20 protein-coding genes, 1 rRNA gene and 1 other annotated feature (1 of these 22 cut by a window edge) are annotated in these 26408 nt (G+C 46.5%); of the genes, 9 read left to right on the plus strand and 12 right to left on the minus strand.

The annotated features are described in order from the left end of the window. Positions 1–285: a sequence feature (23S ribosomal RNA rRNA prediction is too short), on the minus strand; it reaches 536 nt to the left of the window's first position. Positions 286–557: 272 nt separating this feature from the next. The 3 genes from BN1360_RS03915 to gyrA form a co-directional block, all read right to left on the minus strand. Beyond that, a 16S ribosomal RNA gene (locus tag BN1360_RS03915) occupies positions 558–2110 on the minus strand. Between the two features lie 367 nt (positions 2111–2477). After that, the gene (locus tag BN1360_RS03920) at positions 2478–3572 is read right to left on the minus strand and encodes an HD-GYP domain-containing protein (protein WP_068778593.1); all 1095 of its coding nucleotides are present in this window, start codon (positions 3570–3572) and stop codon (positions 2478–2480) included. Positions 3573–3995: 423 nt separating this feature from the next. Continuing rightward, complete coding sequence (gyrA, locus tag BN1360_RS03925) at positions 3996–6530, minus strand: DNA gyrase subunit A (protein WP_068778594.1); 2535 nt, start codon at positions 6528–6530, stop codon at positions 3996–3998. A gap of 324 nt (positions 6531–6854) precedes the next feature. Here gyrA and BN1360_RS03930 point away from each other — a divergent pair, with 324 nt between their 5' ends. Beyond that, positions 6855–7634, plus strand: a complete 780-nt coding sequence (locus BN1360_RS03930) for a YheC/YheD family protein (protein WP_068778595.1) — start codon at positions 6855–6857, stop codon at positions 7632–7634. 73 nt (positions 7635–7707) lie between these two features. Here BN1360_RS03930 and gyrB read toward each other — a convergent pair whose 3' ends face one another. The 9 genes from gyrB to gnd form a co-directional block, all read right to left on the minus strand. Continuing rightward, positions 7708–9624 (minus strand): DNA topoisomerase (ATP-hydrolyzing) subunit B, encoded by a 1917-nt coding sequence (gene gyrB / locus BN1360_RS03935; protein WP_068778596.1) that lies wholly within the window; start codon positions 9622–9624, stop codon positions 7708–7710. 33 nt (positions 9625–9657) lie between these two features. Continuing rightward, positions 9658–9906 (minus strand): extracellular matrix regulator RemB, encoded by a 249-nt coding sequence (gene remB / locus BN1360_RS03940; protein ID WP_068778597.1) that lies wholly within the window; start codon positions 9904–9906, stop codon positions 9658–9660. Between the two features lie 16 nt (positions 9907–9922). Further along, a complete protein-coding gene (recF, locus tag BN1360_RS03945) occupies positions 9923–11035 on the minus strand; it encodes a DNA replication/repair protein RecF (RefSeq protein ID WP_068778598.1) in 1113 nt (370 codons plus the stop codon). Positions 11036–11081: 46 nt separating this feature from the next. Then, positions 11082–11297 (minus strand): S4 domain-containing protein YaaA, encoded by a 216-nt coding sequence (gene yaaA, locus BN1360_RS03950; protein WP_068778599.1) that lies wholly within the window; start codon positions 11295–11297, stop codon positions 11082–11084. A gap of 105 nt (positions 11298–11402) precedes the next feature. Continuing rightward, positions 11403–12545 carry a DNA polymerase III subunit beta gene (gene dnaN / locus BN1360_RS03955; protein WP_068778600.1) on the minus strand — a complete coding sequence of 381 codons (1143 nt, stop codon included), beginning with the start codon at positions 12543–12545 and terminating at the stop codon, positions 11403–11405. Positions 12546–12833: 288 nt separating this feature from the next. Beyond that, on the minus strand, positions 12834–14180 hold the full coding sequence (dnaA, locus tag BN1360_RS03960; RefSeq protein WP_068778601.1) for a chromosomal replication initiator protein DnaA: 1347 nt from the start codon (positions 14178–14180) through the stop codon (positions 12834–12836). A gap of 525 nt (positions 14181–14705) precedes the next feature. Then, entirely contained in the window at positions 14706–16241 is a 1536-nt protein-coding gene (gntK, locus tag BN1360_RS03965) for a gluconokinase (protein ID WP_420707879.1), read from the minus strand. Positions 16242–16295: 54 nt separating this feature from the next. Then, positions 16296–16970 (minus strand): GntR family transcriptional regulator, encoded by a 675-nt coding sequence (locus BN1360_RS03970; RefSeq protein ID WP_068778602.1) that lies wholly within the window; start codon positions 16968–16970, stop codon positions 16296–16298. Positions 16971–17160: 190 nt separating this feature from the next. Beyond that, positions 17161–18060 carry a phosphogluconate dehydrogenase (NAD(+)-dependent, decarboxylating) gene (gene gnd / locus BN1360_RS03975; protein ID WP_068778603.1) on the minus strand — a complete coding sequence of 300 codons (900 nt, stop codon included), beginning with the start codon at positions 18058–18060 and terminating at the stop codon, positions 17161–17163. Positions 18061–18404: 344 nt separating this feature from the next. Here gnd and rpmH point away from each other — a divergent pair, with 344 nt between their 5' ends. From rpmH to noc, 8 genes are all read left to right on the plus strand, one after another. Further along, a complete protein-coding gene (gene rpmH / locus BN1360_RS03980) occupies positions 18405–18539 on the plus strand; it encodes a 50S ribosomal protein L34 (RefSeq protein WP_068778604.1) in 135 nt (44 codons plus the stop codon). A gap of 206 nt (positions 18540–18745) precedes the next feature. Continuing rightward, positions 18746–19102: a ribonuclease P protein component gene (gene rnpA / locus BN1360_RS03985; RefSeq protein WP_068778605.1), complete on the plus strand. Its 357-nt coding sequence runs from the start codon at positions 18746–18748 to the stop codon at positions 19100–19102. A 68-nt stretch (positions 19103–19170) separates the two neighbouring features. Further along, complete coding sequence (locus tag BN1360_RS03990) at positions 19171–20055, plus strand: YidC/Oxa1 family membrane protein insertase (RefSeq protein WP_068778606.1); 885 nt, start codon at positions 19171–19173, stop codon at positions 20053–20055. Further along, positions 20052–20765, plus strand: coding sequence for an RNA-binding cell elongation regulator Jag/EloR (jag, locus tag BN1360_RS03995; RefSeq protein ID WP_068778607.1), 714 nt, complete (start codon positions 20052–20054; stop codon positions 20763–20765). Before BN1360_RS03990 ends, jag begins: the two co-directional genes overlap by 4 nt. A gap of 332 nt (positions 20766–21097) precedes the next feature. Beyond that, entirely contained in the window at positions 21098–22477 is a 1380-nt protein-coding gene (mnmE, locus tag BN1360_RS04000; protein WP_068778608.1) for a tRNA uridine-5-carboxymethylaminomethyl(34) synthesis GTPase MnmE, read from the plus strand. 142 nt (positions 22478–22619) lie between these two features. Continuing rightward, the gene (gene mnmG / locus BN1360_RS04005; RefSeq protein ID WP_068778609.1) at positions 22620–24518 is read left to right on the plus strand and encodes a tRNA uridine-5-carboxymethylaminomethyl(34) synthesis enzyme MnmG; all 1899 of its coding nucleotides are present in this window, start codon (positions 22620–22622) and stop codon (positions 24516–24518) included. Beyond that, on the plus strand, positions 24511–25233 hold the full coding sequence (gene rsmG / locus BN1360_RS04010; protein WP_068778610.1) for a 16S rRNA (guanine(527)-N(7))-methyltransferase RsmG: 723 nt from the start codon (positions 24511–24513) through the stop codon (positions 25231–25233). Before mnmG ends, rsmG begins: the two co-directional genes overlap by 8 nt. A 322-nt stretch (positions 25234–25555) precedes the next feature. Beyond that, positions 25556–26374, plus strand: a complete 819-nt coding sequence (gene noc, locus BN1360_RS04015) for a nucleoid occlusion protein (RefSeq protein ID WP_068778611.1) — start codon at positions 25556–25558, stop codon at positions 26372–26374. Positions 26375–26408: the final 34 nt, after the last annotated feature.

The following is a 26408-nucleotide window of genomic DNA, read 5'->3' on the forward strand; positions in this document are numbered from 1 at the left end:
GCTCCCTGGTTTGGGCTGCTCCGCGTTCGCTCGCCGCTACTGACGGAATCACTTTTGTTTTCTCTTCCTCAGGGTACTTAGATGTTTCAGTTCCCCTGGTTTGCCTCTTCATACCCTATGTATTCAGATATGAGTGACTGGAGATTAATCCAGCCGGGTTTCCCCATTCGGACATCCCCGGATCGACGCTTGCTTACAGCTCCCCGAGGCAGTATCGTTGTTCGCCACGTCCTTCTTCGGCTCCTAGTGCCTAGGCATCCTCCGTGTGCTCTTAGTAGCTTAACCATGACTTTTCCCAGCGGGAAAATATCAAACCACTAATCTATAAACTTGTTTTGACACAAGTTCAGCTTAAAGGAATGTTTCTAAAACGCAAAATTTCGTTTCGTATATCCAGTTTTCAAGGATCAAAGACAAAATTCAAAACGATCACGCAAGTGACGTTTGAAATTTCTGTCAAGTTGAGAGTTGAACTCTCAAAACTGACCAACGAGTGAGCAACAGGCCGAAACCTGAATTATTTGAATGTTCTCGTTGCAGAGAACGATTCTCCATAGAAAGGAGGTGATCCAGCCGCACCTTCCGATACGGCTACCTTGTTACGACTTCACCCCAATCATCTACCCCACCTTCGGCGGCTGGCCCCTTGCGGTTACCTCACCGACTTCGGGTGTTGTAAACTCTCGTGGTGTGACGGGCGGTGTGTACAAGACCCGGGAACGTATTCACCGCGGCATGCTGATCCGCGATTACTAGCAATTCCGACTTCATGCAGGCGAGTTGCAGCCTGCAATCCGAACTGAGACTGGCTTTTTAGGATTCGCTCCATCTCGCGACTTCGCTTCCCGTTGTACCAGCCATTGTAGTACGTGTGTAGCCCAGGTCATAAGGGGCATGATGATTTGACGTCATCCCCGCCTTCCTCCGGTTTGTCACCGGCAGTCATTCTAGAGTGCCCACCTTTATGTGCTGGCAACTAAAATCAAGGGTTGCGCTCGTTGCGGGACTTAACCCAACATCTCACGACACGAGCTGACGACAACCATGCACCACCTGTCTCCTCTGTCCCGAAGGAAAGGCACATCTCTGTACCGGTCAGAGGGATGTCAAGACCTGGTAAGGTTCTTCGCGTTGCTTCGAATTAAACCACATACTCCACTGCTTGTGCGGGTCCCCGTCAATTCCTTTGAGTTTCAGTCTTGCGACCGTACTCCCCAGGCGGAATGCTTAATGTGTTAACTTCGGCACCAAGGGTATCGAAACCCCTAACACCTAGCATTCATCGTTTACGGCGTGGACTACCAGGGTATCTAATCCTGTTTGCTCCCCACGCTTTCGCGCCTCAGCGTCAGTTACAGCCCAGAGAGTCGCCTTCGCCACTGGTGTTCCTCCACATCTCTACGCATTTCACCGCTACACGTGGAATTCCACTCTCCTCTTCTGCACTCAAGCTACCCAGTTTCCAATGCGACCTAAGGTTGAGCCTTAGGATTAAACATCAGACTTAAATAGCCGCCTGCGCGCGCTTTACGCCCAATAATTCCGGACAACGCTTGCCCCCTACGTATTACCGCGGCTGCTGGCACGTAGTTAGCCGGGGCTTTCTTCTCAGGTACCGTCACTCCGGTAGCAGTTACTCTACCGAACGTTCTTCCCTGGCAACAGAGCTTTACGATCCGAAAACCTTCATCACTCACGCGGCGTTGCTCCGTCAGACTTTCGTCCATTGCGGAAGATTCCCTACTGCTGCCTCCCGTAGGAGTCTGGGCCGTGTCTCAGTCCCAGTGTGGCCGTTCACCCTCTCAGGTCGGCTACGCATCGTCGCCTTGGTGAGCCGTTACCCCACCAACTAGCTAATGCGCCGCAGGTCCATCTGCAAGTGACAGATTGCTCCGTCTTTCATTACTTCCCCATGCGAGAAAATAAATTATCCGGTATTAGCTAACGTTTCCGCTAGTTATCCCAGTCTTACAGGCAGGTTACCTACGTGTTACTCACCCGTCCGCCGCTAACTCTCTGGAGAGCAAGCTCTCCATCAAGTCCGCTCGACTTGCATGTATTAGGCACGCCGCCAGCGTTCGTCCTGAGCCAGGATCAAACTCTCCAATAAAGTGTTGCTCATTGAAAAGAGCGATTAGCTCATTTTGAATCTGACTTATTTCTTAGATTTCACTTGACGTGAAACCCGCTCACTCGTTGTTCAGTTTTCAAAGATCAACTTCGTTTTTAGCGTCGCTGCGTTCTCAGCAGCAACTCTTATAATATATCACATGCTGTTCTTCAATGCAAGACTTTTTTTCAAAATCTTTTCTCGAAGCAACTTTCGTTGTTAGCAACAGCGTTTATAAATATACCCTATATTCCATCGAATTGCAACCCTATTCAAAACTTTCTCTCCAAGTCCGTCCAAGCTGCGTCAAAGCTTATGCCTCCGCCACGCAGCCCATTGGTTAAACCTGGCCTTCTATAAGGCAAGTCTATGTGAGGACTTCCTCAATATACAGGTTCGTCTCTTGAACCAGATTAATAATCTTCCCCTGCACGGATACCATAGGCCGCGTAGGATGATTACGATCGGAAAATACGATCTCTCCTATCTGGTTATCGCTTAACCTGATTCGAGTCCCGTTATGGAATTGAGTAACCTTATCTACGAAGGTCTGCACAATGCTAGGATCCAGCTTACCGAAGGATTCCGTCTTGATCTGTTCCAATACCAGATAAGGTGATACCGCCCGACGATATGCCCGATTCAGGGTCATCGCATGAAAAATATCTGAAATAGCGACGATTCTAGCATAAATATGAATTTTCTCGCCGACCAGATGGAACGGATAGCCGCTGCCATCCATTTTCTCATGATGCTGCAGTGCCGTTAGCCTTACCCCTTCATTGATTGCCGAAGTTTTGCGCAGCTGCTGATAGCCATAGGTCGTGTGCATTCGCATCTCATCACGCTCAGCCTCCGTTAAGGGCTCCGTTTTGAACAGAATTTGCGGATCTATCCTCGTATTGCCGATATCATGCAGCAGGCCAGCAAATGCAACCTGCATCCAATCCTTCTGCGGAAGTCCGTGCCACCCGGCCAATTGATAGGAAGTCAGAGCAGATAGTATGGCATTATGGTACAAATAATCATATTCTTTATGGTTGCGCGGCATAAATGTCAGAATATTATAATGCTTCAATTGTTTGATCAGAGCCTCCAACTGGTTACGCAGCTCATATATAGGCAGTTCAGCAGCGAGCACAGATTGAAAAGCATTTTTCGTCAGCAGCAGCATCCGATCATATTCCTTATGTAAGGCTCCAGTTGGACTCGATTCCAATTCAGATGCAGAAACGGCAGCAGGCTTTGATTTATCGGCTGCAGAGGAATTGACGGATTCCCCTCGTCCCACCGCTGGAGGTTCGTCCACTTCCACTTGAGCAACCAGAAAAGCACGCAAAATATCCAGGTCCCGCGGCAATAGCACCTTGCCCTTTTGCAGCAATAACCCACCAAGCGGCGTATACACGTGACTTGCTATTTTTAAGCCTGGTCTTACATCGGTTAGAGGAATACTCACCATTTCTTAATCTCTCCTTGGACCAATCTTCAAATTAATAGGTATAGTCAATCAGCACTATATGTACTTGTTCAAAAAGGACCGTTCCAGCATCAAAGCTTATGCTTCCGATATGCGTTCTCCCGAAACGTTCCGTCCATAAAGTCAGGGCATGAGAAATGCAGCCATATGTAGTTCGTACTCAAGCATCAGAGATGTACCAGGGGAAACGGGCTTTGTAAGCCTCCGTATAGGCCCCCGATGGACTCAAGATAAGATGTTAAATAGCCTCATGTTTTTCCTTCGTAATCAAAAATAGACTTTTTGAACTACCTTTATAAGTTTATAGTCATTATATTACGAGTTGACTAGACCAACAATCCTTCTTTTAACGCTTAAAAGTAATAAAAGAGGACTTCCAATTGGAAGTCCTCTAGAAATATATAATTATTCTTCGTCTGTTTCCGGCGCTTCGCCCAGCTCAGTACCGATATCTTCCGAAATAGACTCGATGCTGTCACCATTCATCTCGCCCAGTTCATCCGTATCCTCACTGTCATCGCTCTTATCGGAACGGCAGACCGTAGCTACAGAATCCTCATCACGAATATTAATCAGCTTCACCCCTTGTGCATAACGCCCCATGGTGGAGATGCCCTCCATGCTCATTCTGATCAAGGTTCCGCTACTAGTAATGATCATCAAGTCTTCATCGTCCTTAACGACCTTCAGACCTACTACAGGACCATTCTTGTCCGTAATATTGATCGTCTTAATCCCTTTACCACCGCGGCTCTGGATGCGATAGTCAGACACCGGAGTACGTTTGCCGTATCCTTTCGTCGTAACGATCAGAATTTCCTGATCCGAGACGACAACGTCCATGGCGATCAATTGATCATCCTCATCGAGTGTAATCCCCTTCACTCCGGTTGCCGCACGTCCCATCGAACGCACATCACTCTCAGGGAAGCGGATCGACATTCCTTTGGCTGTACCCATAATGAGTTCTTGTTCGCCATCGGTAAGTCTTACATCAATCAAGGTATCATCCTCGCGAAGATTAACGGCGATCAAACCGCCCTTACGTATATTCACGTAATCTTCGAGCGGAGTTTTCTTCACGATCCCTTGGCGAGTCGCAAAGAACAGATATTTATCCTCATCGAAGTTCTCTACCGGAATTACGGCATTAACCGTCTCGCCTTGCTCAATCTGAATCAGATTAATGATAGGCGTCCCGCGTGCGGTCCGGCCAAGCTCTGGAATCTCATAAGCTTTCAGTCGGTAGGCCTTACCACGGTCGGTGAAGAACATCAAATAATGATGCGTATTCGTCACGAAGAGATGCTCAACGAAGTCATTATCCTTCGTATCCATCCCGACGACACCACGTCCCCCCCGCTTCTGGCTGCGATAAGTCGTTACTGGAAGACGCTTGATGTATCCCGTATGGGTGATCGTAATAACGACCTCCTCTTGCGGAATCAAGTCCTCATCCAGAATGCTCTCTTCACCAACTATAATTGCGGTGCGGCGATCATCGGAATAACGCTCGCGAATCTCTTGCAATTCATCGCTAATAATTTGCAATACAAGCGCTTCGCTGGCCAGAATCTCACGGTATTCGGCGATTTTCTGCAGAAGCTCTTGATATTCCGCCTCGATCTTCTCACGTTCCAACCCAGTCAGACGTTGGAGACGCATATCCAGAATAGCCTGCGCCTGCTCCTCGCTCAGACCAAAGCGTTCGATCAAGCCGTTGCGGGCAATCTCGGCAGTCTGCGAGCTGCGGATCAAGGCGATAACTTCATCCAGATGATCCAGGGCAATCCGCAGGCCTTCCAAAATATGAGCGCGGGCTTCCGCTTTTTTCAGCTCAAATTCGGTGCGCCGGCGAATGACATCTACCTGGTGCTGTATATAGTGATGGAGAACTTCCCGCAGCGTCAGAATCTTCGGCTCGTTGTTAACGATAGCGAGCATGTTAATCCCAAACGTGCTTTGCAAAGAAGTATGTTTATATAAGTTGTTCAATACGACATTCGGATTGACATCCCGACGCAGTTCGATAACGACGCGCATCCCATTACGGTCCGATTCATCGCGCAAATCGGTAATGCCATCGATTCTCTTCTCACGTACCAGCTCAGCGATTTTCTCAACAAGCCGCGCCTTATTGACCTGATAAGGCAGTTCATCAACGATGATACGCGCTTTATTGTTGTTCTCTTCAATGGTGGTCTTGGCACGCATTGTAATTGAACCGCGGCCCGTCGTATACGCCTGACGAATGCCGGAGCGGCCAACGATGAAGCCAGCTGTTGGGAAATCGGGTCCTTTGATATATTCCATCAAATCCAAAGAATCAATATCAGGGTTCTCGATCATAGCCTGAACCCCATCGATAACTTCGCCCAAATTATGCGGTGGAATATTGGTTGCCATCCCGACAGCGATCCCCGACACACCATTAACGAGCAGATTCGGGTAACGTGCAGGCAGAACGACAGGTTCATGCTCCTCACCATCATAGTTCGGCATAAAGTCGATGGTCTCTTTGTTAATATCGCGCAGCATTTCCATAGCAATCTTGGACAGACGCGCTTCTGTATAACGCATCGCAGCTGCAAAGTCTCCGTCGATGGAGCCGAAGTTGCCATGCCCCTCAACCAACATATAACGCATCGAGAAATCCTGCGCCATACGTACCATCGTCTCATAAACTGCTGAATCGCCATGAGGGTGGTATTTACCGATAACTTCGCCAACGATTCTTGCCGATTTCTTAAACGGCTTGTCTGGATACATACCGAGCTCGGACATCGCATACAAAATGCGCCGATGGACAGGCTTCAAACCATCCCTAACATCGGGCAAAGCACGGCTGACAATGATGCTCATCGCATAATCCATAAAGGATTCGCGCATTTCCACATTAATGTCCCTATCTACAATTTGCGAAAATTTTTCCTCCGCCATGCTGGACCTCCTAAAAATTTATCCATGTGCCTACGTACAGGATGATTATGAAAAAGCCAGTCATTAACATCGTTTCACAAAAACGGCTCACTTAAACGTAACGATTTCTCATCCTAAACTCCCATAGACAACAATAAAAATGGGGATGTGTCCATTCCCATTGTTACGTCCCTTCATACACTGAAAATATAGGCAATTTATTCGATTCATCAAAAAACTTATAAAATCCCCGCATCTTTTAATTATATCATTGTTTTTCTCTCCTGTCCTATGTTTTTCATACCTTAGGGCAGCATCCGGGGTACAGAAAGGAAGGATAAGTACTTGGCGATACAACGTATAGCAAGCAAATGGGAGAAAACCGTCATTTTACGGCAAAACGAACTCGTTCGTCCTTACATTCCAGATACAAGAAAATACTCTATTGAGCAACTTGGAGAAATGCTGAATACTTACGGCGTCGTATTTATCAAACCAGACTGCGGGACTTATGGAATCGGAGTCATGAGTGCCGAACTGTGGCATGATGAACTCGATGCTGCTGCAGGCCAACAATATAAGCTCCGACACGGCATTCAAACGGAGCTATTCCCGACAATAGAGGAGCTGCATGCCTCCATCTCCTCTTATATTGGCAAAAGATTATTTCTAATTCAGACCGGTATCCGAACGCTGACATTCCGACGATCCAAATTCGATATTCGTGCTCTTGTTCAAAAGACACCGCATAAAACTTGGGAGACGACTGGATTTATCGGACGTTTGGCAGCCCCGCAGAAGATCATTACCAATTACCGCGGCGGTGGCACGATTATGACGATTGAGAGTTTGTTCGCCCCTCACCTTACACCTAGACAATTTACTGGCATATACAAGGAGATGAAGGTGCTAGGAGTGCGCGTCGCCGCTCAACTCGCCCGAAGATTCCCCAATTTGAAGGAAATCGGTCTGGATCTGGCCATTGATGAACAACATCGCATCTGGATTCTGGAAGTGAACACACTTCCGGCCCTCTTCCCCTTTAAGCATCTTGCTAACAAAGAGATTTATAAGAAAATCCGCCGTTATGCCGTTCACTATGGACGTCTGAAACCTAAGAAGTAGTTTGCTGCTCCACCGGTATAAAAAAAGGCCGAGTTGAGGGGATGCTCTTCTCGGCCTTTTTATGACTTGAACTTTAAATATCCAGGTTTTTCACGTATTTAGCATGTTCATGGATAAAGTCGCGCCGCGGCTCAACACTATCGCCCATAAGCACATCAAATATTTTATCAGCTTCCATCGCATCGGAGATCGATACCTGCTGCATCGTACGGCTCTCAGGATCCATGGTTGTCTCCCAGAGCTGTTCAGCGTTCATTTCTCCGAGACCTTTATAGCGCTGCACATTGTACTTGGCATTCTCGCCAAACTCGGCAATAATCGCATCGCGCTCCGCTTCAGAACCGGCATAGCGGACAACCTTGTTGCGCTCTACCTTGAACAAAGGTGGCTGAGCAATATATACATATCCTGCTTCGATAATCCTCCGCATGTAACGGAAGAAGAAGGTCAACAGCAATGTACGAATATGCGCTCCGTCGACGTCGGCATCGGTCATAATAATAACCTTGTGGTAACGGGCTTTGGAAATATCGAACTCCTCGCCAATTCCGGTCCCCAGTGCGGTAATGATTGCACGAATCTCAGCATTGCCGAGAATGCGATCAAGACGCGCCTTCTCCACGTTCAGAATCTTCCCGCGCAGCGGCAGAATCGCTTGGAAATGGCGATCACGTCCTTGCTTAGCCGATCCGCCTGCGGAGTCACCTTCGACGATATACAGTTCGCTAAGCGATGCATCCTTGGAGGAGCAGTCAGCGAGCTTGCCTGGCAAGGCGCTAACCTCAAGCGCACTCTTACGACGCGTCAATTCACGCGCCTTGCGAGCTGCTTCTCGCGCCCGCGAAGCTTGCAGAGCCTTCTCCAGAATCCGGCGCGATACCGCTGGATTCTCCTCCATGAATTCCTGCAGCTTCTCTGCGAACAAGGATTCCACAATTCCACGGACTTCACTATTGCCAAGCTTCGTCTTCGTCTGCCCTTCAAATTGTGGTTCGGGAATTTTCACGGAAATAATCGCCGTTAACCCCTCACGGACATCATCCCCGCTCAGGTTGGAGTCATTTTCCTTGATCATGCTGTTCTTGCGGGCATAATCATTAATAATTCTCGTCAACGCGCTCTTGAATCCGGATTCATGTGTACCGCCTTCATGCGTGTTGATGTTATTGGCAAAGGAGAAGATATTCTCCGTATAGCTGTCGTTATATTGCAAAGCGACTTCAACCTGAATCATATCGCGTTTGCCTTCCACATAAATCGGCTCTTCATGCAGAACTACTTTGTTATGATTCAAATATTTAACGTATTCGTTAATTCCGCCTTCATAGTGAAAAGTGTCCGAGACTCCGGTACGATTATCCGTCAATGAAATGTTGATGCCCTTATTCAGGAAAGCAAGCTCACGAATACGCGTCAACAGCGTGTTGTAATCAAAAACAGTTGTCTCCGTGAAGATTTCCGGATCGGGATGGAAGGTCGTCTTCGTCCCGGTCTTGTCCTCATCGGAATTGCCGATCACACGGATGTCGTATTGTGGAGCGCCGCGCCGATATTCCTGTTGATAGACATGACCGTCACGGGTAACTTCAACAACCATTTTCTCAGATAGAGCATTTACAACAGATACGCCAACCCCGTGCAAGCCACCGGATACTTTATACCCGCCGCCGCCGAATTTACCTCCGGCATGGAGAACGGTCATAACGACCTCAAGGGTCGATTTCTTCAATTTCGGGTGTTCACCAACTGGAATACCGCGCCCGTTATCGATAACCGTTACGCTATTATCTTCATGAACGATTACGTCAATCTTATTCGCGTAGCCGGCCAATGCCTCGTCAATACTGTTATCAACGACTTCCCAGACCAAATGATGCAAGCCCCGGGCACTGGTCGAACCAATATACATCCCCGGACGTTTGCGGACAGCCTCCAGACCTTCCAATACCTGTATCTGACTCTCATCATACGATTGTTCGTTCATAGACATGCCTTCACCTACTTCTATAGATTCAATTCAAGATCACATCAAATAGTTCAGATTAGTCTTCTTTTTCAGGGTGGAGGAGGAAATTGGCGAGTAGTACACGGTATTTTTGGTGACAACGATGGATTTGGCCTCTTCTTCTCCGATCCGTACCACATTCTTCTCCTGGATCGCGTGAGTGACAAACTGTTTCGATATTTTGGATGATTTCTCAATCGATATATCAAAGATCGCTACCAATTCCGATGAGAGAATGATCTTCTCTCCGCCCAAATGAATGTACATCGCTTACCTTCCCACCTTATCTCTGAACTTGTCCCTCTTGAACATGAAAAATGCTGGCGTTCTGAAGCCGGCTCTCGTTAATGCTCTCAATTCCCGTAGCCGTGATGAACGTCTGCACTTTACTTTGAAACGTCTCGATCAATTGGGTTTGACGGTATGGATCAAGCTCGGATAATACATCATCCAGGAGCAGGATCGGGTATTCTCCGATCTCCTCGTTAATAAGCTCAATCTCCGCTAATTTAAGTGATAGTGCCGTGGTCCGCTGTTGTCCCTGTGAACCATAGGTCTGTGCTTCATTGCCATTAATATAAAAAGTTATATCATCGCGATGAGGACCCGCTAAGGTCATGCCGCGGCGGATTTCCTGATCCTTCATTTGTGATAACTTTATCATAAATTGCTCCAATAAGACAGCTTCATCTTCTGTCTCGGCTTCTCCGAAGGAGGGAAGATAGGATAATTCCAGCTTCTCGCTCCCCCCAGTGATACCGTCATGAATCTGTTCCGCCCATTTTTGCAGTTTCTTTATAAATTGTTTCCTCTTCTTGATAATTTTAACACCATGCTCCACTAATTGCTCATTCCAGATCTCCAACATGACCGCATGCTGGGCTTCCTTACCCCAAGCCTGCTTCAACAGATTATTGCGCTGCACCAGCACCTTCTGATATTGCTGCAGATGAAATAAATAGCTGGGCTGCACTTGACCAATCTCCATATCGAGGAAGCGTCGGCGCACCCCAGGGGTTCCCTTTACAATCTCCAGATCCTCTGGTGCGAACATAACGGCGTTAAGCGCACCGACGAACTCGCTTAGCTTGCGCTGCTCCAGTCCGTTGAGCTTGGCCTTCTTGCCCTGGTTGGAGAAGCGCAGCTCCACTTGAACCGTCCCGTACTTCTTCTCGACCTCCGCCGAGACGGCAGCGTAATCCTGTCCGAAGGAGATCAGCTCCCGATCTTTACTGGTGCGGTGGGACTTGGTCAAAGCCAGGACAAGCAATGCCTCGAGCAAATTCGTCTTGCCCTGGGCATTGCGTCCGAGAATGAGATTCACATCTCCAAAAGAATCAAGATTTAGCGCGTCATAGTTCCGATAATGCTGCAAGCTTAATTTATTAACAAACACAATGGTTCATGCCCTCATTTCCACCTGTCGCTTCAGGTTCAGGGAGCTACTTGCCGGCCACTTGAAAAGTGCCGCAATCCCGCACTTCTACAATATCCCCAGGGTATAACTTACGGCCGCGGCGCTGCTCGGGCTCATTATTCACAGCTACAGCTTCTTCCTGCAGCAGAGCCTTGGCCATGCCACCTGTACTAACACAGTCGGCCAGCTTCAGAAATTGATCCAGCTTAATATACTCATCCGAGATGCTGATCTTCTTCATCTCTATTTGAACTTCCTCTCTTCTCTTCAAATAGGGTTCAAAAAGACCGGTTTTCAGCACTGAGAGGTTTGCTTCTCAAAGTGATCTTTTTGAACTTCCTTAAAGTTAATTGGTTGTGCGGTAAGGCAGGATCAGATAGAGACTTTGGCTGTCATCCACCGGTTTAACGATCATCGGGCTCATCGCTCCGGTGAAACCAATATGGAGCTGCTCGCTCTCAACCACCTTAAGCACGTCCAGCATATATTTCGAGTTAAAAGAAATCCGCAGCGGATCTCCGGTGTATTGAATTACATCCAATTGTTCAACGACCTTCCCGAGTTCAGTGGAACTGGAGGATATCTCTATCGTGCTGTTCTCAAAGGTTTGCAGACGGACGATATTCGACTTTTCTTCACGCGACAGCAAATAAGCCCGGTCGATGGACTCGCTTAATTTCTTCGTATCGATAACCAATTCCGACTTATAGTTCGTCGGGATGATTCTGGATGTGTCCGGATAGGTTCCGTCCAGAATACGAGTATAGAACAACACCCGATCAATTTTAAATAATACCTGATTATCGGCAACAACGATATCCACAATTGTATTTTGGTCAGGTATGATCTTGCTCAGTTCATTCAGCGTCTTACCGGAAATAACAACATTGCTGACGCGAATTTCGTCCGCATTGTCGATCTGTGCAGTACGGCTTGCCAAGCGGTGACGGTCTGTAGCCACCAGTTTGAAGTCATTCCCGTTAATATCCCATAGAATACCTGTCAGAATCGGTGATGTCTCGTTGGTAGAGATCGAAAATGTCGTCTGTTTGATCATATTTTTGAGCAGATCGCCTTGAATCGAGATTACTTCATTCTCTTCAATGCTCGGAAGTACAGGATATTCCTCCGGATCCATGCCGACCATCTGAATATCGGTAGAGCCGGAAGTGATTCTGGTCTGGAATCCGTCGAGGAGCTCCATCTCAATTTCAGAGGAAGGCAGCTTCTTAATAATTTCCACGAAAAATTTAGCGGGCAACACAACGCTGCCTGGCCGTTCTACTTGTACGATTTGCTTCTCGTTATCCTCAACCGGAATATAGGCTTGAATAGAAATATCGGTGTCGCTGGCAGTCAGCGTCATTCCCTGATAATTAACTTCGATCTTGATCCCCGTCAGAATCGGGATTGTTGTACGGCTGGAGATCGCTTTGGATACATGCTGGATAGACTCATTCAATTCATGTTTTAAGACGCGGATTTTCATAAATTCAACTCCTAAAAAAAGTATCTTATTCTTCTACTTCTCAAACCCCAAAAATGCGGGCAGTCATAAAAACTCTCATAGCAGCATATTAGTAACTGAAACAGCTTGTTCTGGAAGAATGGCAGGGTTGGTTAATGAGCAGCGGCAGTGCCGCTATTATCTATGATGAATATTATTATTTATAGTAATAGTAGTAGTAGGGACCCTGAATATGTGGATAACAAGCATAATCATATGAAATGAAGCCTATCCACATGTGCATATCATGTGCATAGGCTTATAGCTTATTCAGGATGAATTTTTAATTTTCTCCGTGATGTTGTTGATAACTTTATTCAATTCCTGGTCATTCTTAACCTGCTGCGAAATTTTCTCATGAGCATGGATTACTGTTGTATGATCTCGTCCCCCGAAGGCATCCCCGATCTTGGGCAATGAGAAGTCGGTCAGCTCCCTGGATAGATACATCGCGATCTGGCGAGGGAAGGCAATAGCTTTAGTCCGCTTACGCGCCTTGAAGTCCTCCATCTTGAGATTGAAGTATTCGCCGACCCGCTGCTGAATATCCTGAATCGTAATCATCTTTGGACGGCTGGAAGGGATAATATCCTTCAATGCTTCGGCGGCTAGATGAGTTGTAATGTCCTGATTGATTAAGGACGAATATGCAACGACACGGATCAGCGCCCCTTCAAGCTCCCGGATGTTTGTATCGATCTGGTTGGCGATATACATCATCGCTTCGTTCGGGATATCGAGGTTCTCCGCCTTGGCCTTCTTGCGCAAAATAGCGATCCGGGTCTCCAGATCCGGAGGCTGAATATCGGTGATAAGTCCCCATTCAAACCTCGATCGGAGCCGCTCTTCTAAAGTTGGAATCTCCTTAGGCGGCCGATCACTAGAGATAATAATCTGTTTGCGCTCTTCATGCAGAGCGTTGAAAGTATGGAAGAATTCCTCCTGCGTCGACTCTTTTCCGGCAATAAATTGAATATCGTCAATAAGAAGGATATCTATATTTCGATATTTATTGCGGAAGCTCTCCGCTCGGTTATCCCGGATGGCATTAATGAATTCATTCGTAAATTTCTCGGAGGAAATGTATACGACCTTGCTGCTGGGGCTATGCTCCAGAATATAATGTCCAATCGCATGCATTAAATGTGTCTTGCCTAGTCCCACGCCTCCATATAAGAATAGAGGATTGTAAGCTCTGGCCGGCGCTTCAGCAACAGCAAGCGAAGCTGCATGGGCAAACCGGTTCCCGGATCCAATAACGAAAGTATCAAAGGTGTATTTGGGATTGAGCATGTGAGATATGCTCTCTTCGGTTTGGACGGGTGCCTGGGGCTCCTTATAAACTGGGGGTTGCTCGGGTGGGGCCGATTCTTCGATGACAAAGGATACGTCCACCTGTTTGCCGAGATATTCATAAACCGTGGTAGCTACCAATTTCGTATATCGGCTCTCCAGCCACTCCACTGCAAACGTGGTGGGAGCTGAGATAACGATGGAATGATCGTCGATGGATACAACTTTGGTCGCTTTGAACCAAGTATCGAAGCTGGGCTTGCTGAGCTTGGTATTAATGATGGATAAAATATTTTGCCATATTTCAGAAGTATGGCTATCCACAGACTGTCACTCCTTTTAAATCATCCAATTGTGGCATGAGCCATGCAAAAAAAGTCGAAAAAACATAAATAAAGGGGAGTTTTATCCCCATTACTCAGAAAAATGTAATCATTATAAAAGTGGATAACTTTGAATTGTTCACAATATTATCCACAGGCTGTTGATAATTTTATAGCGTTTGATAGATATTCACAGTGAAAGCAATATAATCATAGCAAAAGAAGCCTTATATTTCAATGGAATGCGCGGATTTATCCACAAATTCAATAACTTGTGTATAAATTCCGTCAACAACACTATATATTGTTTATAATCTGTTTAAAAATCGACAGGAACTGTGAATTAACGAAAAAAAATGTGCACAGGTTATTCCAAGACGATCGAAATTTGTTCTTCGATAGATTGTGAATAACTTTTTTAGTTGGATAAATATGAGGATCGTTAGTAGAATAAATGAGCTCTTTTCATAGAAATAAAATAAAAAACAGGACCTGACATTCGTCAGGTCCTGTTCGTATGATCAGACTATTTATTACCCGCTTGATGATTGCGCTGAAAATCGGCTATGGCTTGATAATCTTCCTCCAATTTTCGCGAGATGCGGATATAGATAGGAAGGAGCTCCTTATAGATCGCTGAATTATCGCGGTTTGGCGTATGTTCATAGGTTTCTCCGATCATAGTGGAGACATGATTGAAGGAATCGATTCTTCCCAGCGCATATAGGCCAAGTACGACTGCCCCCAGGCAAGAGCTCTCGAAGCTCTCAGGGATGACGACGGTCTGGTCGAAAATATCGGCCAGCATTTGCCGCCATAATGGGGAGCGGGCAAATCCGCCGGTGGCATGAATTTTAAGCGGCCGTCCAATTTGTTCTTCCATAGCCAGCAGAACGGTATACAGATTGTAGATAACGCCTTCCAAAACGGCACGAATCATATGCTCCTTCTGATGATGCAGGGTCAGACCGAAGAAAGAACCGCGTGCGTTCGGATTCCATAGCGGAGCTCGCTCTCCCGACAGGTATGGATGGAAGAGGAGACCGTTTGAGCCCGGGGATACCCGCTCTGCGATCTTCGTTAACACATCATAGGAGCTGATTCCGAGCCGCTTGGCGGTCTCGACCTCGGATGCAGCAATTTCATCGCGCACCCAGCGGAAAATAACGCCACCGTTATTGACCGCTCCGCCGATCACCCAATGCTGCTCGGTTAGAGCATAGCAGAAAATCCGCCCTTTCGGATCGGTCCTGGGCTTATCCACTACCGTGCGGATCGCTCCGCTCGTGCCGATGGTGACGGCAACGACTCCAGGATCGATGGCGCCGACACCCAGATTTGATAGAACCCCGTCGCTTGCCCCGATCACAAATGGGGTAGAGGCGAGCAGACCCATTCTGTTAGCGTACTCAGGGGCAAGCTCATGCAAAATAAACGTCGTTGATACAAGAGAAGACAGGTGCTCCGGAGTAATGCCAGCGAGCTGCAGCGCCTCGCTATCCCAGTCCAGCTGCTCCAGGTTCATCAGTCCGGTTGCCGATGCAATGGAATGATCGACTATATATTTTCCAAACAACTTGAAGAATATATATTCCTTAATAGAAATAAATTTACGAGTTTTATTGAAAATATCCGGCCGCTCATGGCGCAGCCATAATATTTTCGTCAGCGGAGACATCGGGTGAATCGGTGTTCCGGTCCGGAGATAAATTTCATGCCCGCCCAGTTCCTTCTTCAGCTTATCCGCCCATTTGACGCTGCGGTTATCGGCCCAGGTCAGGCAGCGCATCAACGGAGCTCCCGCTTCATCTACCGGAATTACACTATGCATGGCCGTGCTGAAGGAGACAAACAGGATTTGGCTTGCCTCCGCCTTGCTCTGCTGGATTATTTGCTGAACCGCCTGCAAAACAGCGGCAAAAATCTCCTCCGGATCTTGTTCAGCAATATCTGCAGAGGGCGTATATAATGGATATTCAATATTTGCGCTCGCAACAACAGTACCGTTTTCTTCGTAAAGTACAGCTTTTGTACTAGTCGTTCCGATATCAACACCGATCATAAATGATGTTTTGTTCACTTCACAACGCACCTTCTTTCTCCTGCAGGAGATCTATTATTCCGGAATACTTGTATGCAAGGTTTGGACGGAATCCTCGAAATATTCTTCAACATTGCGGGCGATGATATGTGGATCTTTGGATTCCAGTCCGGCTAGCAACTTGCGATGCTTATTGACAACATAGTTGATCCTGTAGTCATCCTGGGACAAAATTTGATTTGTCGTAATTAGCATAACGGTCATCACAATCTGCCGGATGCTCATCCATAGATGCCAGATTCGAGTATGATTCGCAGCCTTAATGATCGTCTCATGGAAGGTTAGATCCTGATAGGCGAACTCTACAACATCCCGATGCTTGCCGGCTAAATCCATTTTGTCGATAATCTGCCGCAGCGGAGTGATTAATTCCGCTGAGTGGCTGCTGGCCAACCGTTTCCAGGCAAAGCTTTCAATTAGGTACCTGACGTCATACAATTCTTCATAGTCCTGTACTTGAAGCCCGTTCACGACCGCGCCCATTCTTTGCAGGGTGATCAATCCTTCACTGGACAGCGTTTTCAAGGCTTCGCGCACCGGAGAGCGACTGGCGCCAAAATCCGCAGCAATCCGATTCTCGGATAGCACCGTACCCGGTTTAATGTCCCCGCTTATAATATGCAGGCGCAGCTCGCTGGCGATCGATTCACCAAGTGAGCTGCCCTTTAGCCAACTAGAGGGAAACTTCATCATTCCATACTCCTATCACTAATAGAGGTTGTTTAGAAAGACTCCAGCTGCCAGTCCCAAGCTCATCCAACATTTTGCAAAAGTATATATCGGAAGCATAAGCTTTGGTGCTGAAAGCCTGACTTAATAAACACGCACTACAGGCATGCGTTTATAAGATCATAGCATGAAAGATTTAGGATACCTAAATTTATTTGCTTGATTCTACAGCGTGGCCGCCAAATTCGTTACGCAGAGCAGCGACGACTTTGCCGTGGAAGGTGTCATCTTCAAGTGAGCGGTAACGCATGAACAACGACATTGCGATGACTGGGGCACTTGCCTGTAGTTCCAGTGCTGTCTCAACCGTCCATTTACCTTCGCCCGAGGATTGCATCACGCCGCGGATTCCCTCCAGCTTCGGATCTTTGGAGAAAGCATCCTGTATCAGTTCCATCAGCCAGCTGCGAATCACCGATCCATTCGACCATACCTTGGCTACATCTTCATAATTGTAGTTATATTGGCTCTTGTCCAGTACTTCAAAACCTTCGGCGATCGCCTGCATCATTCCGTATTCAATTCCGTTATGGACCATCTTCAGAAAATGTCCGCTTCCAGGGTTACCGGTATACATATAACCGTTCTTCACAGCGATATCTTGGAAAATTGGCTCAATGGTGCGGAATGCAGCTTCATCGCCGCCAATCATAAAGCAGCCCCCTTGTTCAGCGCCTTCGATGCCGCCGGAGGTTCCTACGTCGAAGAAGCGAATGCCGGACTTCGCCAACTGTTCAGCTAGCTCAATCGAATTTTTATAGTGGGAGTTGCCTCCGTCAATCACGATATCATTTGCATCCAAATGTGGGGTCAGAGTGGAGATGACAGACTGAAGAGCAGCTCCGGCCGGTACCATAATCCAGATAATCCGCGGCGGCTGAAGTGCGGCCACAAGTTGTTCCAGACTCGCTGCAGGAATAGCTCCATGCTCAGCAACACGGCGTACTGCCTCCGGATTCATATCATAGGCCGCAACCTCGTGGTTATGGCGCAGCAAATTCATGACCAGATTATGGCCCATTTTTCCGAGTCCTACCATGCCTAGTTTCATAAATTACATCCTCTCAGTATACTTGTATACATCTATACATTAGAGATCATACCCCGATTCATAAATACTGTAAATATGAAGAACTGGCCAGTATTAAAATTACTTTTCCACATGTGTATAACCTTTATTCTGAAGTGAAATAGTATCTTAGCCTGTGGAAAACCGAAATGAATCATTATTTTTGCCTGTTTAAGCGGGCTGTGCATAAATCTGGCTGGATAAAGATATGCCGGGCTCAGTTGACTTTTTATAGTGCTTATGATTAAATGTAAAAAGGCATTTTCTGTGGATTATGAAAATGGTGAATTTGACAGTGACGGATTCCTGTAGAGGGGGTGCAATAGATGAGACCGACTTTCAAACCGAATGTGAGCAAACGTAAAAAGGTTCACGGTTTCCGTAAAAGAATGAGCACGAAGAATGGCCGTAAGGTTCTTGCTGCTCGTCGCCAAAAAGGAAGAAAAGTATTGAGTGCGTAATGCGTGCGTGAAGACCACTGCGGTGGTCTTTTTTTGTACGCCAAATGATATAGCAATGAGCTTGCTGTGTATGTGTCAAATTTGTTGACTAATTATTGACTATAATATGAAGGAACTCGATTTTGCATAAAATCAGGTTTACTGCATAAATGGATGGTTTATAATTACAATAGCAGTTAGCAGGTCTAGAGTTGAGGAGATTGCTCGTGCATAAAAAGTTGAGATTAAGAAATCGGGCGGATTTTGGCCGGGTATACCGGCATGGAAAGTCTTTTGCTAACCGTCAACTCGTTGTTTATTGGTCGAGAAAACCGGATGTTGAGCGTTTCAGGCTGGGTATATCGGCAAGTAAGAAAATAGGTAATGCCGTGGTGCGAAACCGTATGCGCAGAATGCTGAAGGAGATCGTTCGCTTGCATGAAAGCGAGATTCAGGATCATGTCGATATCATTCTTATTGTGCGCAATGGTGCTGTCGGAATGGAATATAAGGAACTGGAGAAAAGCGTGCTTCACGTCCTTCGTAAAGCCTCGCTGCTCAAGCCTTCCGGACGCCAAGCATGAATGTTTCTTTGTCCCTATAAATATGTTATGATTTACGATGACGGATAGGTTAAGAGAGGGGTTTTGAAGTGTCGCGAATTGCCAATAACAAGAGGAGATTAGTCCTCATTATTCTTGCAATCGGGCTCGTCGTATTGTTAGCCGGTTGCGGAACACAAAATGCTCATTTGGCTACCACTACCGAAGATATGAAAAATAGTAGTTCTTTCTGGACTGCGAATGTCGTCTATTATTTTTCATTAGCTTTGGATACGTTTGCGAAGTGGTTCAATGGGGCATACGGAATCGCCGTATTAATTATGGTGATCATTGTTCGAACGTTAATTCTTCCACTTACGTTGAAGCAAGTTAAGAGTTCAAAGGCGATGCAGGCTATCCAGCCTCAGCTGGCGAAGATCAAAGAGGATTACAAGGATAATCCTGAGAAGCAGCAACAGGAGACGATGAAGCTGTTCCAGGAGAATAAAGTTAATCCAATGGCGGGATGTTTCCCACTTCTGATTCAGATGCCGGTCTTTATCGCGCTCTATAACTCGATTTATTATAACTCGGCAATCCGTGATCACTCCTTCTTGTGGTTGCAGCTTGGCGAGCCGGACAAGACCTATATTTTGCCAGCGATAGCTGCGGTGACTACATTCGTTCAGACAAAAATGATGTCAAATATGAATACGATGAACACTTCCGGCCCTAACCCGATGAAATTTATGATGTGGGTCTATCCGGTGCTCATCTTTATTATGGCTTTCAACTTCCCAGCGGCATTGCCGTTGTACTGGATATTCTCTAACTTGTATACGATAGGACAAAATTATTTCATTTATAGAAAGAAAGAACCTGTACCTGCTATAGCAACCAGTAGCAACACGCCATCAGGGAAGAAAAAGGGCGGTTCGAATCTCAAAGCCGGTCATCCCGGCAGAGGTGCCAAGGAGGCCAAAAAGTCGAAATGAATAAAATTGTGACGTCAGGGAAGACCGTTGAAGAAGCTGTAAGACAAGGATTGGCTATGCTCGGCACCACCGAGGATCAAGTCACCGTTAATGTGTTAGAGCAGCCATCAAAAGGATTCCTGGGACTGATTGGGGTAAAAGGGGCAAAGGTTGAGCTTACTCTCCTGTCCAAGTCCCCGGCAGTTCCGCCAAAGGGAGATCGTTCGGAGGATCGCAGTCTGGAATCCCAGAAGGATCTAAGCTCTAATACCGATCAGGATCCTTATCAAGAGGCGGCGTCATTTATCAAAGACGTTGGCGAGAATATGGGACTTCAAGTTGATGTGGAGATCGTCCAGAAGAAAGACGCTACAGTGCTCAATATCTCAGGCAACGATCTGGGGATGATCATCGGGCGTCGTGGGCAGACGCTTGACGCGCTTCAATACTTGGCAAACATTATTGCCAACCGCTATTCTGACAGTTATATTCGTATAATTCTTGATGCGGAGAACTTCCGTGAAAGACGCAAGAAGACGCTGGAGGATCTGGCCGTGAGGCTGGCGGGTCGGGTCGTACGCACCCGTAAGGAAGTAGCTCTTGAACCGATGCCGCCGCAGGAGCGCAAAGTGATTCATTCCAAACTTCAGGATCATCCGGAGGTTAAGACGTTCAGCAAAGGCGAGGAGCCGAACCGGCGGGTTGTTATTACACTGAAGCAAAGTAAATGATGAATGAGACGCAAGCGACGTTTCCTTAGGGGGACGTCGTTTTTTTCAACTGTGTAGGTGACACGGGTACTCCAATAGTAAGACGAACCCGAAGGGGGAAAAGCGTTCCACGATCCATAGTCTTCTTGGTGCGCCTCTCCCACGCCACGTTAGTCCAGTTGCAAGTGTCCAGAGGGGCGCAGCCCTTGGGGCTCTCCCCTTACGGTAAGGGAAAGTTTGAGTGGGATGAGGACGGGTAAGTTATTGACGGATGTGGTACATTTAATAATTGAAGATAACAGTTATTTGCTGTTCAGGATAGATATTTGATGAAGTAGGGGGGAGAGAATAAAATGCTAAGTGATACGATTGCAGCGATCTCTACAGCGGTAGGAGAGAGCGGGATCGCGGTAATCCGGGTGAGTGGGCCGGAGGCGATTGCGAGTGTGGAGAATGTATTTCGCTCGAAGACGAAGTTAACGGAAGCGGATAGTCATACGGTCCATTATGGTTTTATTATAGATCCAAAGGCGGATGAGAAGCTGGAAGAGGTGCTGGTGTCGCTGTTCAGAGCGCCACGGTCCTTTACGACGGAAGATGTGGTGGAGATTAGCACGCACGGGGGGATTATCTCCGTGAAACGGGTGATGGATCTCTTGCTGGAGCAGCGGGATATTCGCCTGGCAGAGCCCGGGGAATTCACGAAGCGGGCGTTCTTGAACGGGCGAATCGATTTGTCGCAAGCGGAGGCGGTAATCGACCTGATCCGTTCGAAGTCTGATCGGGCGTTTTCTTTAGCTCTGAAGCAGGTTGAAGGAGCCCTGTCACGCAAGATCGGGGAACTTCGACATATGCTGGTGGAGACGCTGGCACATATTGAAGTCAATATTGATTATCCGGAGCATGATGTGGAGTCGATGACCACAGAATTCATTAAGCAGAAATGTACGCTAACGATGCAGGGGATTGATGACCTGCTGAGGACGGCGAGTCAGGGCAAGATTTTGCGGGAAGGGATTACGACGGCGATAGTTGGCAGACCAAATGTCGGCAAGTCTTCGCTGCTTAATGCATTAGCCAGGGAGAATAAGGCGATTGTTACAGATATTCCGGGTACGACGCGGGATGTGATCGAGGAGTTCGTAACGATCAACAATATTCCTCTTAAACTGCTGGATACAGCGGGAATTCGCGAGACGATTGATGTTGTAGAGAAGATCGGTGTAGAGCGTTCCAAGGCGGCCGTTGATGAGGCCGATCTGATCCTGCTGGTCTTGAACCATGCTGAGGAGCTGCATGAGGATGAGATGACTCTATTGAAGCAATTATCGGGTCGCCCGGTGATCGTCATATTGAACAAGATTGATTTGCCACAGCAATTGGATCGCAGCGAAGTAAGTCGTTATTTCTCAGATGATGTAATTGTAGAGCTGTCGGCGAAGACGGAAGAGGGTCTTGATCATCTGGAGGAGGCCATCTCGAAGTTATTCTTCGGCGGCGAGCTGGAATCCGGAGACTTGACGTATGTCAGCAATGTTCGTCATATTGCGCTGTTGAAGCGGGCGAAGCAGTCATTGCAGGATGCGTATGAGGCTGCAGATACAGGTATTCCGATCGACATAATGCAAATTGATGTTCGCTTGGCTTGGGAACAGCTTGGTGAGGTGGTTGGCGATTCGGCACCGGATGCGCTGATCGATCAGATTTTCTCACAATTTTGTCTTGGAAAATAACGCCGTTTGTGTATTATAGGCGAATGTTCATGGTATGATGAAAAGTATGAATAAATGTTTTAAATTTGAACGAATGAAGAGCCTATCTCTTCATTCGATTTCCTTATAGTGTGTGTTCAAAGAGAAGTGAGGGGGTTGTGATATGGGTCATTATGGCGGCGAATTTGATGTCATCGTCGTCGGTGCAGGACATGCTGGTTGTGAGTCCGCATTGGCGGCTGCCCGAATGGGAAGTAAGACGTTAATGATTACAATTAATCTGGACATGGTGGCATTTATGCCGTGTAATCCTTCGATCGGCGGTCCGGCCAAAGGCCATGTTGTTCGTGAGATTGACGCGCTTGGCGGAGAGATGGGGCGCAATATCGATAAGACCTTCATCCAAATGCGTATGCTGAATACAGGCAAAGGGCCTGCTGTGCACGCCCTTCGTGCTCAAGCGGATAAGTTCTCTTATCAGCATACGATGAAGGAGACGCTGGAGAAGGAGAAGAATCTGACGCTTCGCCAGGGAATGGTGGAGGAATTAATTGTTGAGGACGGGCAATGTGTCGGTGTTATTACGAAGACCGGAACGGAATATCGTGCCAAGGCAGTAGTACTTACGACAGGAACTTATCTGCGCGGCAAGATTATTATGGGAGAACTGATGTATGAGAGCGGCCCAAATAATCAACAGCCGTCGGTGCAACTGTCTCATAATCTGAAGCAGCTTGGCTTTGAGTTGGTCCGCTTCAAGACAGGGACTCCACCTCGGGTCCATAAAGATACGATCGATTTCTCGCAAATGGAGATCCAACCAGGGGATGAGAATCCGAAATTTTTCTCTTATGAGACGAAGAGTTCCGATAATGAACAGCTTCCATGCTGGTTAACCTATACGTCGATTGATACTCATGACATCATTAATGCGAATCTTCATCGAGCACCGATGTTTTCTGGAGTGATCGAAGGAACAGGGCCACGTTATTGCCCGTCAATTGAAGATAAGATTGTTCGTTTCAGCGATAAGCCGAAACATCAGATCTTCCTGGAGCCTGAGGGCAAGAATACTTCGGAGTATTATGTACAAGGCTTTTCAACCAGTATGCCTGAGGATGTTCAAGTGCAAATGCTTCGTTCTGTTCCTGGCCTGCAAAATGCCGAAATGATGCGCAACGGCTATGCGATCGAATATGACGCGATTGTACCCACACAGCTCTGGCCTTCCTTGGAGACCAAGCGAATATCCGGTTTATTCACCGCGGGCCAAATCAATGGTACCTCCGGTTATGAAGAAGCAGCTGGACAAGGAATTATGGCAGGAATGAATGCCGCTCGCAAGGTACAAGGCAAAGAGCCTGTTATTCTTGATCGCTCTCAAGGATATATCGGTGTATTGATCGACGATCTGGTGACGAAGGGAACGAATGAGCCTTACCGCCTACTTACTTCCCGAGCTGAATATCGGCTATTGCTTCGTCATGATAATGCGGATCTTCGCCTTACACCATTAGGTCACGAGATTGGGCTTATTAGTGAGCAGCGTTATGAGCAGTTCCTCGATAAGAAGCAGAAGGTAGAGGATGAGATAGACAGACTGAAGGAGACAAAGGTCAAGCCTTCGGAGATTAATGAATTGCTCGCTTCTATCGGATCTGCACCCATTCAGGACGGAAGCAATTTGTTAACGATCTTGCGGCGCCCGGAAGTGGCGTATGCTCATATCGACTCCTTCTCTCCATCTGAGGTACAGCTGGATGATGAAATGAAGGAGCAAGTAGAAATTCAAATTAAATATGCCGGTTATATTGAGAAGCAATTACTGCATGTAGAGCGTCTGCAGAAGATGGAACGTAAGAAACTTCCCGAGAATATTAATTATGAAAATATTCAAGGCTTGGCTATAGAGGCACGGCAGAAGCTTGCCAAGATTCGTCCGATCTCAATTGGCCAGGCATCAAGAATTTCAGGTGTAACACCAGCAGATATTTCCATTTTATTGGTATATTTAGAGCATTATAATCGCGTTACTGCTGCGGGAGGACCTTCGATTGGATAAGGTACAGGATGATTTTCAAAAATTATTGAATCAGCATCAAGTTGAGCTGTCTGCGGAGCAATTGCATCAATTCGAGATTTACTATCGGGAACTGGTAACTTGGAATGAGAAGATGAACTTGACCGGTATTACGGAGCGGGAACAGGTATATGTGAAGCATTTCTATGATTCAATCACATTATCGTTCTATATGGATATGAATCGGATTTCTACAATGGCCGATATCGGATCCGGGGCGGGTTTTCCCGGAATACCGCTTAAAATCTGTTATCCTCATTTGAAGCTAACCATTATCGACTCTTTAAATAAGAGAATCCAATTTCTGCAAAATGTTGTAGATCAGCTTGGCCTCCGGGATGTGCAGCTAATTCATGGACGGGCTGAGGACATAGCTCGGAAGGAGCAATATAGAGACTCCTATGATCTTGTATCAGCAAGAGCAGTTGCGCGGATGGCGGTACTAAATGAGTTCTGTCTACCTTTTGTTAAAACCGGTGGTATTTTCGCAGCGATGAAAGGTCTGGACCCACAAGAAGAATTGAAGGAAGCTGCTCGCAGTTTAACCGAGCTTAAGAGTAAGCTCTCGGCAACCTATCATTTCGAACTTCCAATGGAGAATTCGGAGCGACATATTATTCTCATCAATAAGACAGCTTCGACACCGAAGAAATATCCGCGAAAAGCGGGAACACCCCTAAAATCTCCGATTATTTAGAAATATTTGTATCCCTCTTAGTAAAATGTTCCACGTGAAACATATGTTAAGGGGGACTTTTTAATGCCAAAGTTTTTCATCTAGTAAATTTAAAATACATTTAATAAGAGAATAGGATTATAGTGAAAAAAGTGGTAGAATAGATATATCGTTACAAAGTAGAGTTTTTTACATAGGGACCAGCATAGCGATTTTGGGTTATGTTTGGGAGATGCCCTTAAACTTCATCGTGTTTAATAATGAACTTTTGTAGTCTCTATTAGTGTATGTTCAAGTAAGGTATGACCTTATGTCACTATGAAATTAGGTGGTAATCTACAGAATGAAAGAACAATTTTCCAAATTGTTTGGTTTAGCCGAACGTAGCAGCAGTGATGAAGTGAAACAAATTCCGGTGGGGGAGATTGTTGGAAGCCCTTATCAGCCCCGAACCATATTTGATGACGAGAAGATCGATGAGTTGTGTCAGACAATAAAAACACATGGGGTTATTCAGCCGATTGTTGTTCGTTATCGCAATAATAAATATGAGATTATAGCTGGCGAACGGCGTTGGCGGGCTGTGAAAAAGCTGGGAATGGAAAGTATTCCGGCTATTTTACGGGATTTCAATGATTCTCAGGCAGCATCGATTGCCTTGATAGAGAATCTGCAGCGTGAAGGATTGACGGCGATTGAGGAAGCGATAGCTTATCAGAATCTAATTGATTTACATCAATTGACACAAGAAAGTCTTGCTCAAAGATTAGGCAAGAGTCAGTCAACAATTGCTAATAAAATCAGGCTGCTTCATCTTCCTGAGGATGCCAAAAACGCTTTGATGGAGCGTAAAATTACGGAGCGTCATGCCAGAGCTTTACTATCATTGGATACAGAAGAGCTGCAGCTTAAGGTATTAAAGGAAATTATTGAGAAGGATTTGAATGTTAAGCAGACGGAAGCTAGAATTGCTTTCTACAAAGAAGTGAATAAGAACAAGAAGAAGTCTAAGCGGATCTCTTTCACCAAGGATGTCAGATTGGCCTTAAATACGATACGACAATCGATCGATATGGTATCGGGTTCAGGATTACAGATCAAGACGGAAGAGAAGGATCACGACGATCATTATGAAATTGTGATACAGATTCCAAAGAGATAGGTTCTATGTTCGCTGACCATAACCGGACAGGGTT

Source organism: Paenibacillus sp. GM2 (assembly GCF_900069005.2).
Classification (GTDB): Bacteria; Bacillota; Bacilli; order Paenibacillales; family Paenibacillaceae; genus Fontibacillus.